Origin of the sequence: Actinoplanes xinjiangensis (assembly GCF_003148685.1) — a bacterium.
Lineage (GTDB): Bacteria > Actinomycetota > Actinomycetes > Mycobacteriales > Micromonosporaceae > Actinoplanes > Actinoplanes xinjiangensis.
In genome coordinates, this window is the sequence record NZ_QGGR01000062.1 from 1 (window position 1) to 13,249 (window position 13,249).

Annotated in this window: 10 protein-coding genes; 7 read left to right on the forward strand and 3 right to left on the reverse strand. The window is 68.5% G+C overall.

The window, feature by feature from the left end:
• Positions 1–27 precede the first annotated feature (27 nt).
• The gene (locus BC793_RS48140) at positions 28–708 is read right to left on the reverse strand and encodes a CBS domain-containing protein (protein ID WP_109603357.1); all 681 of its coding nucleotides are present in this window, start codon (positions 706–708) and stop codon (positions 28–30) included.
• Positions 709–1,086: 378 nt separating this feature from the next.
• Between BC793_RS48140 and BC793_RS48145 the strand changes: the two genes are divergently transcribed.
• Positions 1,087–2,328 (forward strand): globin domain-containing protein, encoded by a 1,242-nt coding sequence (locus tag BC793_RS48145; RefSeq protein ID WP_239170762.1) that lies wholly within the window; start codon positions 1,087–1,089, stop codon positions 2,326–2,328.
• A 65-nt stretch (positions 2,329–2,393) separates the two neighbouring features.
• On the opposite strand, the gene BC793_RS48150 is transcribed toward BC793_RS48145, so the two are convergent.
• Complete coding sequence (locus BC793_RS48150; RefSeq protein ID WP_109603358.1) at positions 2,394–2,870, reverse strand: hemerythrin domain-containing protein; 477 nt, start codon at positions 2,868–2,870, stop codon at positions 2,394–2,396.
• The gene (locus BC793_RS48155; RefSeq protein ID WP_109603359.1) at positions 2,863–4,092 is read right to left on the reverse strand and encodes an MFS transporter; all 1,230 of its coding nucleotides are present in this window, start codon (positions 4,090–4,092) and stop codon (positions 2,863–2,865) included. The genes BC793_RS48150 and BC793_RS48155 overlap by 8 nt, the downstream gene beginning before the upstream one ends.
• Positions 4,093–4,468: 376 nt before the next feature.
• On the opposite strand from BC793_RS48155, the gene BC793_RS48160 reads away from it, so the two are divergent.
• The 6 genes from BC793_RS48160 to BC793_RS48185 all read left to right on the forward strand — a co-directional run.
• Positions 4,469–8,110: a nitrate reductase subunit alpha gene (locus BC793_RS48160; RefSeq protein ID WP_109603360.1), complete on the forward strand. Its 3,642-nt coding sequence runs from the start codon at positions 4,469–4,471 to the stop codon at positions 8,108–8,110.
• Position 8,111: 1 nt separating this feature from the next.
• Positions 8,112–9,788, forward strand: a complete 1,677-nt coding sequence (gene narH / locus BC793_RS48165) for a nitrate reductase subunit beta (RefSeq protein ID WP_109603361.1) — start codon at positions 8,112–8,114, stop codon at positions 9,786–9,788.
• Positions 9,785–10,408, forward strand: coding sequence for a nitrate reductase molybdenum cofactor assembly chaperone (narJ, locus tag BC793_RS48170; RefSeq protein WP_109603362.1), 624 nt, complete (start codon positions 9,785–9,787; stop codon positions 10,406–10,408). Before narH ends, narJ begins: the two co-directional genes overlap by 4 nt.
• Entirely contained in the window at positions 10,405–11,160 is a 756-nt protein-coding gene (narI, locus tag BC793_RS48175) for a respiratory nitrate reductase subunit gamma (protein ID WP_109603363.1), read from the forward strand. The genes narJ and narI overlap by 4 nt, the downstream gene beginning before the upstream one ends.
• Before the next feature lie 69 nt (positions 11,161–11,229).
• Positions 11,230–11,568: a cupin domain-containing protein gene (locus tag BC793_RS48180; RefSeq protein ID WP_239170763.1), complete on the forward strand. Its 339-nt coding sequence runs from the start codon at positions 11,230–11,232 to the stop codon at positions 11,566–11,568.
• 323 nt (positions 11,569–11,891) lie between these two features.
• On the forward strand, positions 11,892–13,249 hold a 1,358-nt coding region (locus BC793_RS48185; protein WP_146246811.1), incomplete at its 3' end, for a phosphoketolase family protein.

The window sequence follows — 13,249 nt, forward strand, 5'->3', positions numbered from 1 at the left end:
GGCGGGCGGTGCGGGGGTTCGGTGGCGTCAGCCGATGCCGTAGCCGGTCGTCGTCTGACGGTCGTCCCACACCCGGGTGATCGCGTTGACGACCGCCACCACGCCGGGCACCTGCCGGGTGACGTGATCGACCGCGTCCGCGGTCGACGCCCGGTCGACGCGTCCGGTGAGGGTGACGACGCCACCGCTCACCTGGGCGTCGACGTCGTCGACACCGTGGCCGAAGTAGGACGTCAGCATGCCGGAGACGACGTCGTCACGGATCTCGTCGTCGGGGCGCAGATGGGCCTTCAGCAGATCGCTGCGGGCGACGATACCGAGCAGACGGCCCTGATCGTCGATCACCGGCAGCCGCTTGACGTGTTCGGCGTCCATCAGCCGGGCCGCGGCCGCGATCGACTTACCGGATCCGGCCACCACGGGCGGGGCACTCATCAGATCGCCCGCGGTTCCGACCGTCGACTTCGCCCGCTCGTGGCGCCGCCGCCGGCTCTCGAACAGTCGCGGCTTCTCATCGCCGGCGTATTCGATCTTGCGGAGCAGGTCCGCTTCGGAGACGACGCCGACCACCCGCAGGTCGTCGTCCACCACCGGTACCGCGCTGATCCGCCGTCCGATCAGCAGATCGACGACCTCACGGTAGGAAGCAGACACACCCACGGTCACGACCGCCGTGGTCATCACGTCGTCGACTGTCCAGACTCGCATCACAGGCCTCCTCGTCGTTTCTCACGCTAGAACCCGGCGGACCCGGCCGGACAGGACCGGCAGACCCCCGCAGCGGGCCCTTGGGCCCCCGCCGGCGCGCAACGTGCGACATCACGCCAGCCGCCGCACCGGTGAGATCACCGTTCAAGGCCACCACGCACTGGCCGGCTGAATCGCGGAAGACCCCGCAACGGTCGGCCGGCCAGGTACCGGCACCGAAACGTCGCACGTTCACCGATTCACCCGCTGAGAAACCGATCGTGGTTACTCTCGATCAAGAGATTTCTCCCGCGCGGACGCGGTGTGGCGGGCGTGCCCGCCGACGCGCGGGTACGTCCACCAAGCGGGCCGGCGCCTGACGACCGCATGTTGCAGGCGGTGGCCTTCACCTACTTCCCGGGAGGTCACATCGTGCTGTCGGACAAGGCTCGGCCGATAGTCGAGGCCACGCTGCCAGTCGTCGGCGAACACATCGCCGAGATCGCGAACCGGTTCTATGCGCACATGTTCGCCGAACATCCGCAATTACAGGACGGGGTGTTCAACCGCGGAAATCAGGCCGAGGGCAGTCAGCCGAAGGCTCTCGCGGGGTCCGTCGCGGTGTTCGCCACCGCCCTGGTCAAGAGTCCGCAGCAGTTACCGGAGCGGCTACTCACCCGGATCGCGCACAAACACGCGTCGTTGGGGATCAGTCCGGACCAGTACCAGATCGTGCGCGACAACCTGATGTGGGCCATCGGCGATGTCCTCGGCGACGCGGTCACCCCAGACGTCGCGGCCGCCTGGGACGAGGTGTACTGGCTGATGGCCTATGCCCTGATCCACCAGGAACGCGGCCTCTACAGCGCCCGCGGGGTGACCGCCGAACGGGTGTGGCGCCAGTGGCGGGTCGCCCAGAAGGTTCCGGAGACCGACGACGTCACCCTGTTCGTCATGCAGCGTATCGACGATCGGCCGGTGAAGACGTCACTGCCCGGCCAGTACATCAGCGTCAACGTGTTGATGCCGGATGGTGTGCGGCAGCCCCGCCAGTTCAGCCTGACCCGCGCCGACGACGGCGAGCACCGCTACTTCGCCGTCAAACGGGTCCATGGCGGCGGAAAGCCCGACGGTGAGGTGTCGAATCTGCTGCACGATCGAGTTCAGGTCGGCGACGAGCTCACCATGAGCGTGCCGTACGGCGACGTCGTCCTCGACGACGGCGGCCGGCCGGTCGTGTTCGTCAGCGCCGGGATCGGCGTCACCCCGATGGCGGGGATGATCTCGCATCTGGTCGCGGCCCGCTCCCGGCTGAAGGTGACGCTGCTGCACGCCGACGCGAACGAGGTCTCCTTCCCGCTGCGCCGCCAGATCGCCGCCGACCTCGCCCGCCTGCCCCAGTCGGCGCTGCACGTCTGGTACGAGGACGGCACCGGCAGCGAGCTCCCCCTGACCGGCACCCATGCCGGCACGATGGAACTGACCGGCATGGACCTACCGGACAACGCCGTCTACTACCTGTGCGGGCCGATCGCCTTCATGCAGGCGATCCGGTCCAGCCTGCTGCAGCGCGGGGTGTCGGTACGCGACATCCAGTACGAGGTGTTCGGCCCGGACCTGTGGCAGGCCGACACCGACTGATCACCGTCAACGCCGGGTCAGCCGACCACACCCCGGGCGGCTGACCCGGCGTTGAGGATGGTCGGCTAGCGCTGCAGACGGCCGAGCAGTCCGCTGCCTTCGCGGGCGCGGACGGCATCGACGGTGTCCCAACTGGTCGCGTCGAGAGTGGTCAACGCGGCCGGGAACACACCGTCCTGTTCCTTGAGGATGTGCACCCGCAGGTCCTGCAGGACCGCCAGCAGGGCGTCCGGCCAGTCGGGGTCGGTCGGGACGGTGACGGCGGCCGCACCGAGAACGGCCTCGATATGACGGTGTTCGGCACACAGGACCGCCACCTGATCGGGGAACTCCGCCGCCAGCAGCGGGAACAGTCCTTGCTCCTCCACCGCGGTGTGCGGCCGAAGGATGTCGCTGATAAGCCGGGCCAGTCCGGCCATCGCGGCCACGTCACCGGCCGTATGCGCGGCGCGCACGTGCGCCATCAGGCCGACGACCTCGTCGTGTTCTCGGGTGAGTTCACCGATGGCGGTGACCTCCTGGCAACCGCAGTACTCACACATGAGCGATCTTCCCGCCTCGGCTGCTGTCCCGGCCCACCGACAACACGTCCAGTAGCAATGCCGCGAGAGCGACCACGGCGAGCAGGGCGAGGCCGAGGGCATAGGACTGGAACTGGCCGTAGATGGAACCCATCACCAGTGGCGGCACGAATCCGCCGAGGCCGCCGGCCGCACCGACGACACCGGTGACCGAGCCGACCTGATTGGCCGGGGCGACTTGGGCGACCAGCGCGAACGTGGCGCCGCTGCCGGCACCGAGAGCGGCCGCCATGGCCAGGAACGCGATCGTGCCGACCGGTGCCAGGCCGGGGGTGAAGGCCTGCACGACCGCCCCGGCGATGACCACGCCGAGGGCTGCGGCCAGCACCCGGCTCGGTGCCACCTTGTCCGACAGCCAGCCACCGAAGGGTCGCATGATCACGGCGAGCAGCACGAAGCCGGCCATCCGGTTCGCGGCGTCGGCCTGGGTCAGCCCGTAGGCGGTCTTCAGGTAGGCGGGCAGGTAGACGGAGAACGCGACATAGCCACCGAACGCGACCGCGTACAGGGCCGACGCCTGCCAGGTGATCTTGAGCCGTAGGGTCGCGGCGAGCCGTTGCGCCAGCGGTGCGGTCGGCACCGGCCGGTCCGGGGCGTCGCGCAGCAGCGCCCAGGCAAGCAACGCATAGGCGGCGAGAACACCGGCGGTGATCAGAAACGGGGTGCTGGTGCTACCCGCGTCGACGAGTTTGACCGTGGTCAGCGCGCTGATCGCGGTGCCACCCATACCGGCGCCGAAGACACCGACGGCGAAGCCGCGCCGGTGCGGCGGGAACCAGGCGCTGACAAAGGGGACGCCGACGGCGAAGGCGGTGCCGCCGATGCCGAGGAAGAACCCCCCGATCAGCAGTGCGGCAAGCGAGTCGTGCCCGAACAGGCCGAGGTAGAGCACCGGGATGATGGTCGCGAGCGACACCAACGGGAACATGATCCGCCCGCCGAACTTGTCGGTGAGCGCGCCGACCGGGATCCGACCGACCGAGCCCACCACGACCGGCACCGCGACCAGCAGCGCCTGCTGGAACGAGGTGAGATCGAGGGCTGCGGTGAACCGGACCGCGAGAGGGCTGAGCAGCGCCCAGGCCCAGAAGTTGACCGCGAAGCCGACCGTGGCCAGCGTCAGCATCAACCCGGGACTTCCGGTGCCCTGGTCTCGTACCGTTCGGGCCGAGGAGGTGCTCATGGGTTCTCTCCATGTGTCGTGGTCGGGAAGCGGCTGGCGATCCCCGGTACGCCGCTGCCGCCCACATCCCGGGCCGCGACATGGCGACTTGTGCCTGCCAGATCAGCTTTCTTGACCGCAAGCCTGGCGCAGTAGGGACTTCGTACCCGCATCTTTGGGACACATGCGGACTCGTCCGGGCACGTCAACGCCGCTGGGCGCGGCAGGTAGCCCGCTCCCGGGCTGCACTTACCCAGTCTGCACTCAACCATTGGAACGGTTGTCCCGTGCGGTGAATGGCGTAGTCGGCATTCGCGCGAAAAGCCGTGTTGGAGTTGCGAGGATGAGTGGTCGGGACGAATGTGGTCGTCAAGGTCATCAGAACCGGGGGTGAGGCGTGACGGACACCGTAGGCGCGGCCGATCGGGCACTACTGAGAGTCGGAGGTCTACTCCGGCGAGCTCAGGTCTCTCCCGATCGGCGATCGCTGTATCAGATCGGCGGCCGGGAGGCGGACGCCTTCTACCGGGACCGCTGGTCGTACGACAAGGTCGTCCGGTCGACGCACGGGGTGAACTGCACCGGATCGTGTTCGTGGAAGGTGTATGTCCGCGACGGCATCATCACCTGGGAGCAGCAGCAGACCGACTATCCGAGCACCGGTCCGGACAAGCCGGAGTACGAGCCGCGCGGCTGCCCGCGTGGGGCGGCGTTCTCCTGGTACACCTACTCCCCCACACGCGTGCGTTATCCGTACGCCCGCGGGGTCTTGGTCGACATGTACCGAGAGGCGAAGAAGCGGCTCGGTGACCCGGTGGCCGCGTGGTCGGACATCCAGGCCGACCCGATCCGGCGCCGCACGTATCAGCAGGCCCGCGGTCAGGGCGGTCTGGTCCGGGTCTCCTGGGACGAGGCGCTGGAGATGGTCGCGGCCGCGCACGTGCACGCGATCAAGGAGTACGGGCCGGACCGGATCGCCGGTTTCTCGCCGATCCCGGCGATGTCGATGGTGTCGCATGCGGTCGGTGCGCGGTTCATGAGCCTGATCGGCGGCACGATGCTGTCGTTCTACGACTGGTACGCCGACCTGCCGGTGGCGTCGCCGCAGGTGTTCGGCGACCAGACCGACGTGCCGGAGTCCGGTGACTGGTGGGACGCCTCGTACCTGATGATGTGGGGCTCGAACGTGCCGGTGACGCGCACCCCGGACGCGCACTGGATGGCCGAGGCCCGTTACCGGGGGCAGAAGGTCATCGTGATCAGCCCGGACTTCGCCGACAACGTGAAGTTCGCCGACGAGTGGATGCCTGCCCAGCCCGGCACCGACGGGGCCCTCGCTATGGCGATGGGCCACGTGATCCTGAAGGAGTTCTTCGTCGACCGGCGCACCCCGCGGTTCGTCGACTACGTGCGCCAGTACACCGACCTGCCGTTCCTGATCACGCTCGAACCGGGGGCGGACGGTGCGTACCGGCCGGACCGGTTCCTCACCGAGGAAGATCTCGGCGGAGCGTCGGCGTTCAAGACGGTGCTGTGGGACTCGGTGACCGGCGCCCCGGCGGTGCCGCGTGGCAGCCTCGGCCACCGTTACGGTGAGCCGGGTGAGTGGAACCTCGACCTCGGCGATCTGGAACCGGCGCTGACGTGTCTGGAGACCGGGGCGTCGATCGAGGTGGAACTGCCGCGCTTCGACACCGATGAGCCCGGTGTGCTGCGCCGCGGCGTGCCGACCCGGTCGGTCGGGGGCAAGCTGGTGACCACGGTCTTCGACCTGCTGCTCGCCCAGTACGGGGTGGCCCGCGACAGGCTGCCAGGGCAGTGGCCGTCGGGTTACGACGACGCGACGGTGCCGTACACGCCGGCCTGGCAGGAGCCGATCACCGGAGTTCCGGCTGTGCAGGTGGCCCGGGTGGCCCGGGAGTTCGCCGACAACGCGGAACGCTCCGGCGGCCGGTCGATGATCCTGCTCGGCGCGGGCGTCAACCAGTGGTTCCACGGCGACGCCACGTACCGCGGCATTCTGGCGCTGGTCACGCTGACCGGATGCCAGGGGGTGAACGGCGGCGGCTGGGCGCACTACGTGGGCCAGGAGAAGTGCCGGCCGGTCACCGGCTGGCAGCAACTGGCGTTCGCCCTCGACTGGGTCCGCCCGCCCCGGCAGATGATCGGCACGGCGTACTGGTACACCCATACCGACCAGTGGCGTTACGACACGTACTCCGCCGACACGGTGTCCTCACCGACGGGGAACGGGCTGTTCGCCGGCAAGCACACGATGGACCTGCTCGCCCAGTCTGCGCGGCTCGGCTGGATGCCGTCGATGCCGACCTTCGACCGCAACCCCCTGGACCTGGCCGACGAGGCGGGCGACGACCCCGGCGCCTACGTCGCGCGGGCCCTGCACGACAAGCGGCTCGGGTTCGCCTGCACCGATCCGGACGACGAGAAGAACTGGCCGCGGGTGTTCACCGCGTGGCGGGCCAACATCCTCGGCTCCTCGGCGAAGGGCAACGAGTACTTCCTGAAGCACCTGCTCGGCACCCGTTCGAACCTGCGTGCCGGCGAGGCCGGGCCGGAGCACCGGCCGAGGGACGTGCGGTGGATCGAGGAGGCCCCGGAGGGCAAGCTCGACATGATGGTCAGCCTGGACTTCCGGATGACCTCGACGACGTTGCTGTCGGACGTGGTGCTGCCGGCCGCCACCTGGTACGAGAAGCATGACCTGAACACCACGGACATGCACCCGTTCATCCACGCGTTCACGCCGGCGATCAGCCCGCCGTGGCAGACCCGTACCGACTTCGACATCTTCCACGGCCTCGCCAAGGCCTTCTCCGGCATGGCGAGAATCCACCTGGGAGTACGCAAGGACCTGGTCGCCGCGCCGCTGCTGCACGACACCCCGGACGCTATGGCCACCCCGCACGGCCGGGTCACCGACTGGCAGGCCACCGGCGAGATCCCGGTACCCGGCAAGACGATGCCGAAGATCGTGGTGGTGGAACGCGACTACGGCGCGGTCGCCGACAAACTCGCCGCGCTCGGCCCGCTGCTCGACACGCTCGGCACCACCGTGAAGGGCTACTCGGTCGACGTCACACCGGAGATCGAATACCTGCGGCACAAGAACGGCGCCATCCGCGGCGGGGTCGCCGACGGCCGCCCGTCGCTCGCCACGGACATCCATGCCTGCGAGGCGATCCTCGCGCTGTCCGGCACCACCAACGGTCGGGTCGCCACCGCTGGCTTCCACGACGTGGAGAAACGTACCGGCGTGAAGCTCGCCGACCTGGCCGCCGAGCACGAGGGCAAGCAGATCACCTTCGCCGACTGCCAGTCTCGGCCGGTTCCGGTGATCACCAGCCCGGAATGGTCGGGCAGCGAGACCGGCGGTCGCCGCTACTCCCCTTTCACCATCAACGTCGAACGGCTCAAACCCTGGCACACCCTGACCGGGCGGCAGCACTTCTACGTCGCTCACGACTGGATGCACGAGGCGGGCGAGACGCTGCCGATCTTCCGGCCCCCGCTGAACATGCACCGCTTGTTCGGTGAGCCTCAACTCGGCCGCAACGGCGAACTCGAGATCACCGTGCGGTATCTGACGCCGCACTCGAAGTGGTCGATCCACTCCGAGTACCAGGACAACCTGATCATGCTGACACTGTCGCGGGGCGGGCCGACCATGTGGATGAGCGAGGCCGACGCGGCGAAGATCAAGGTTCGGGACAACGACTGGATCGAGGCGGTCAACCGCAACGGTGTGGTGGTCTGCCGGGCCATCGTCAGTCACAAGATGCCCGAGGGCACCGTGTACATGTACCACGCCCAGGAACGGGTCATCGATGTGCCGAAGGCCGAGGTCAACGGCCGACGGGGCGGCATCCACAACTCACTGACGCGGTTGCTGGTCAAACCCACGCACATCATCGGCGGGTACGCCCAGTTGTCGTTCGCGTTCAACTACCTGGGCCCGACCGGTAACCAGCGTGACGAGGTCACCGTCATCCGCCGCCGTTCGCAGGATGTGGAGTACTGACATGCGCGTGATGGCCCAGATCGCGATGGTGATGAACCTCGACAAGTGCATCGGCTGCCACACCTGCTCGGTCACCTGCAAACAGGCGTGGACGAACCGCTCCGGCGTGGAGTACGTCTGGTTCAACAACGTGGAGTCCCGGCCCGGGCAGGGCTACCCACGGACCTACCAGGACCAGGAGAAGTGGCAGGGCGGCTGGGTCCGCACCGCCACCGGCCGGCTCAAGCCGCGCGCCGGCGGCCGGGTCAAGAAGCTGTTCAGTATCTTCGCCAATCCGAAGATGCCGTCGATGCAGGACTACTACGAGCCGTGGACCTACGACTACGAGCACCTGCTGACCGCTCCGGCCGGCGACGACTTCCCGGTGGCCCGCCCGAAGAGCCTGCTGACCGGCCAGGACACCAAGGTCACCTGGTCGGCGAACTGGGACGACTCGCTGGGCGGCGGCAACGAGGTGCTGGCCGCCGATCCGATCCTGCAGAAGGTGTCCGATCAGGTACGCCAGGACTACGAGAAGGCATTCCTGTTCTTCCTGCCCCGCATCTGCGAACACTGCCTCAACCCGTCCTGTGCGGCGTCGTGTCCGTCCGGGGCGATCTACAAGCGGGCCGAGGACGGCATCGTCCTGGTCGACCAGGACCGGTGCCGGGGATGGCGGATGTGCGTGACCGGCTGCCCGTACAAGAAGATCTATTTCAACCACCGCACCGGCAAGGCCGAGAAGTGCACGTTCTGTTTCCCGCGCATCGAGATCGGTCAGCCCACCATCTGCTCGGAGACCTGCGTCGGCCGGCTGCGCTACATCGGTCTGATGCTCTACGACGCCGATAAGGTCGCCAAGGCCGCCGCGGTCAAGAACGAGCACGACCTGTACGACGCGCAGCGATCGGTCTTCCTCGACCCGAGTGATCCGGCCGTCGCTGCCGCGGCGGAACGCGCCGGCATCCCGGCTGACTGGATCGACGCGGCGAAACGGTCCCCGGTCTGGGATCTGATCATGCGGTACGAGGTGGCGCTGCCGCTGCACCCGGAGTACCGCACCATGCCGATGGTCTGGTATATCCCGCCGTTGTCCCCGGTCGTGGACGTGCTGCGCGATACCGGCCACGACGGCGAGGACCCGCACAACCTGTTCGGTGCCGTCGACGCGCTGCGCATCCCGATCGACTACCTGGCCGGGCTGTTCACCGCCGGTGATCCGGAGCCGGTCCGCGCCACCTTGAACCGGCTCGCCGCGATGCGTTCCTACCAGCGCCGGATCAACCTCGGCGAGAAGCCCGACGACTCCATCCCGGCCGCGGTGGGCATGACGCCCGAGGAGATGAACGACATGTACCGGCTGCTGGCCATCGCCAAGTACGAGCGGCGGTATGTCATCCCGGCTGCGCACGCCGAGGACGCCCACCGCCTCGAGCAGCTCGGCACCGAATGTTCCCTGGAATACGAGGGTGGGCCGGGGATGTACCAGACCGGGCCGTTCGGTGAGGCGTCCGGCACCCCGGTACCGGTGCAGGTGGAGACGTTCCACATGTTGCGCAGCCGGCAGACCTCCGACGGGTTCACCGACGCCGGTGACGAGCCGCGCCGGGTCAACCTGCTCAACTGGGACGGCAACGGCCGCCCCGAAGGGTTGTTTCCGCCCCGGCGGACCGACAGCGATCAGGAGAACAAGTCGTGACCGCCGCACCTGGCTGGCGGCCGGTCGCCGCCCGCGCCGCGTCCCTGCTGCTGCGCTATCCCGACGACACCGTCACCGCTGCTCTGCCGGTGATCCGCGACGCGCTGCCCGGGCTGCCCACCGCGGTCGCCGAACCGCTCACCGTCGTGGCACGACACCGGATCGGCACCGGGATCGGCGCGCTGCGCACCGCGTACGTGGATCTGTTCGACTTCCGGCGCCGCTGCTGCCTGCATCTGACCTACTACACGTGCGGCGACACCCGCAAACGCGGTGAGGCCCTCGCCGACTTCGCCGCCGTGTTCAAGGCCGCCGGCTTGGAGATCGTCGACGGAGAGCTACCCGATTACCTGCCCGCCGTCCTGGATCTGGCTGCCGAGGACGACAGCGGCTGGCGGCTGCTGCGCGACAACCGGATCGGTCTGGACCTGCTCACCGCGTCCCTGCAACGGGACAACTCGGTGTACCGGCACGTTGTCGACGCGGTCCGGGCGATGCTGCCACCGCCGGCACCTGACGAGATGGCGGCGGCCGCCCGGCTGGCCCGCACCGGACCGCCGGTCGAGCAGGTCGGCCTCGAACCCTACGGACTCTCCACCATCAGCGGGGGACGCAGATGAACACCACCGACATCCTGCTCTGGGTGGTCTACCCGTACCTGTCGATCGCGGTTCTGATCGGCGGGACGATCTGGCGCTACCGCTACGACAAGTTCGGCTGGACCACCCGCTCCTCCCAACTGTACGAGACGACCCTGCTGCGCTGGGCAAGCCCGATGTTCCACTTCGGCGTCCTGTTCGTGCTCATCGGGCATATCGGCGGCCTGCTCGTTCCGAAGTCGTGGACCGAGGCGGTGGGGATCACCGAACACGCCTACCACCTGATGGCCGTGTTCGTCGGCACCGTCGCCGGACTGTGCACCCTGATCGGCATGGCGCTGCTCATCGCCCGACGTCGGCTCACCGGGCCGGTCTTCGCCGCGACGACCAAGAACGACAAGGCCATGTACGTCGTCCTCGCCGGCGTGATCGTGCTGGGCCTGTGGGCGACCGTGAAGGCGAACATCGCCGGCGGCGGCTACGACTATCGTGAGACGGTCTCGCCGTGGCTGCGATCGCTGTTCTACTTCCAGCCCGACGCGCAGCTGATGACCGCCGTCCCCAACAGCTTCAAAATCCACGTGATCGCGGCGTTCGCGCTGTTCGCGTTCTGGCCGTTCACCCGTCTCGTCCACGCGTTCAGTGCCCCCATCGGTTACTTGACGCGGCCGTACATCGTCTACCGCTACCGTGATCCGCGGCCCGGTCTGCGGCCGACCCGGCCGGGGTGGGACCGGCCCGCCGCTCCCGGCAGGCGATCCAACGGCCGTTGAGCACGGCCGCCCGGCACGCCCGCGCGGACCGGCCGGACCACACCGCACCCCTGGGAAAGGAAGGTTCGCATGATGGAGTCGACGTCGCTGGCCGGGCTGGCCGAGCAGCACCTGGCGATCGCCCGGCAGGCGTCCAGCGGACGCAGCGCCCACACCGTGCACGGCGGACACGCGAACACGCTGCGGCAGACCCTGATAGCTCTGGCCGGCGGTCAACGCCTCGACGAGCACGAGAACCCGGGCGAGGCCACCCTGCAGGTACTGCACGGCCACGTCCGGCTGCTCGCCGGCACTGAGGAGCAAAGCGGCACCACCGGCGATCTGCTGACCATTCCCGACCGGCGGCACAGCCTCGAAGCCGTCCACGACAGCGTCGTCCTGCTCACCGTCGCCAAAACCGACCGGTAGTGACCGCCGGGCGACACCCCGATTTCGGGTGACCGGATGCACGCCGCGGTTCTGCCGGCGTGCATCCGGCTCTGCAACAGCCCTGCTGGCGCTGAAGCCCGGCGATTGCTCCGTTGCAACGAGCCAGTCGGGACAGTTCGCGGCGGCGAGCCGCGGCTCGCCGCGAGCAAGCAGTCCCTGGCCGGGGACGACACGCCCGAGCGGGCCGGATACGTCACCGCTGCGACGACCTGCGCACAAGCTCGGCGGCCGGCAGCGGGTAATCGTTCTTTGGCTGCGGGCCGCCGGGTACCTCAATAGCATTCGATCAAGGTGACATCGCAATGAGAGGACTCTCTGTGACCGCCGTTTCGGAGAATCGGACCGCCCCACTCGAGCTCCATGGGCTCGTCCAGAAGCTCGCGGCTCCGGACGATGCCGAGGTCGCCGGCCTCGACGCCTGGTGGCGAGCCAACAACTACCTGACGATCGGCCAGATCTATCTGCAGGGCAACCCGCTGCTGCGGGAGCCGCTGCGCAACGAGCACATCAAACCGCGCCTGCTCGGCCACTGGGGCACCAGCCCGGGCCTGTCGTTCGTCTACGCCCACATGTCCCGGCTGATCAAGCACACCGGTCAGCAGGCCATCTACCTGGCAGGTCCCGGTCACGGTGGCCCGGCGCTGGTCGCCGCCGGCTATCTGGAGGGCACCTACTCCGAGGTGTACCCGAAGGTCGGCCTGGACGAGGGCGGTCTGCTGCGGTTGTTCCGGCAGTTCTCCAGCCCCGGCGGCATCCCCAGCCACGTCAGCGTGACCACGCCCGGCAGCATCCACGAGGGCGGCGAACTCGGCTACGTGCTGGTGCACGCGTTCGGTGCGGTGATGGACAACCCGGACCTGCTGGCCATCGCGGTGGTCGGCGACGGCGAAGCGGAGACCGGCCCTCTCGAAGGGTCCTGGAAGGGCATCTCGTTCATCAACCCGGAGCACGACGGCGCGGTCCTGCCGATCCTGCACCTCAACGGCGCGAAGATCGCCGGCCCCACCGTGCTGGCCCGCAAGGACCCGGCCGAGGTACGCAAGCTGTTCGAGGGCCACGGCTATGAGGTCCTCGAAGTGGAGGGCGACGACCTGCCCGGCATGCACCACCGGTTCGCCGCGGTCCTCGCCGAGGCGTGGGGCAAGATCAAAGCCATTCAGGGTGCGGCCCGCGATGGTAGCTGGGATGGCAGACGCCCACACTGGCCGTTGATCGTCATGCGCACCCCGAAGGGCTGGACCGGCCCCGACAAGATCGACGGCATCACGGTCACCGGCACGTGGCGCTCACACCAGGTCCCGCTGTCCGGCGTCAAAGGCAACGAGGACCACCTGCGTGAGCTGGAGAAGTGGCTGCGCTCGTACAAGCCGGAAGAGCTCTTCGACGCCACCGGCGCCCCCGTCGATCAGGTCCGGTCGATCAACCCCGATGGCGAGTTGCGGATGAGCGCCACCCCGCACGCCAACGGCGGCCTGCTCACCAAGGACCTCGACATCCCGGACTTCCGCGACTACGGCATCGAGGTCCAGACACCCGCCGCGTTGCGCGCCGAGTCGACCCGCAAGCTCGGCGAGATGATGCGCGACATCTACTCGCGCAACCCGGACAGCTTCCGGCTGTTCTGCCCCGACGAGACCAACAGCAACCGGCTCGGCGCCAT

Excerpts from the sequence above, each read along its gene's own strand:
- BC793_RS48150 (WP_109603358.1), bottom strand. The coding sequence starts at position 2,870 with ATGTGTGAGTACTGCGGTTGCCAGGAGGTCACCGCCATCGGTGAACTC.
- narH (WP_109603361.1), top strand. The coding sequence starts at position 8,112 with ATGCGCGTGATGGCCCAGATCGCGATGGTGATGAACCTCGACAAGTGC.
- BC793_RS48180 (WP_239170763.1), top strand. The coding sequence starts at position 11,230 with ATGATGGAGTCGACGTCGCTGGCCGGGCTGGCCGAGCAGCACCTGGCG.
- BC793_RS48140 (WP_109603357.1), bottom strand. The coding sequence starts at position 708 with ATGCGAGTCTGGACAGTCGACGACGTGATGACCACGGCGGTCGTGACC.
- narI (WP_109603363.1), top strand. The coding sequence starts at position 10,405 with ATGAACACCACCGACATCCTGCTCTGGGTGGTCTACCCGTACCTGTCG.
- BC793_RS48155 (WP_109603359.1), bottom strand. The coding sequence starts at position 4,092 with ATGAGCACCTCCTCGGCCCGAACGGTACGAGACCAGGGCACCGGAAGT.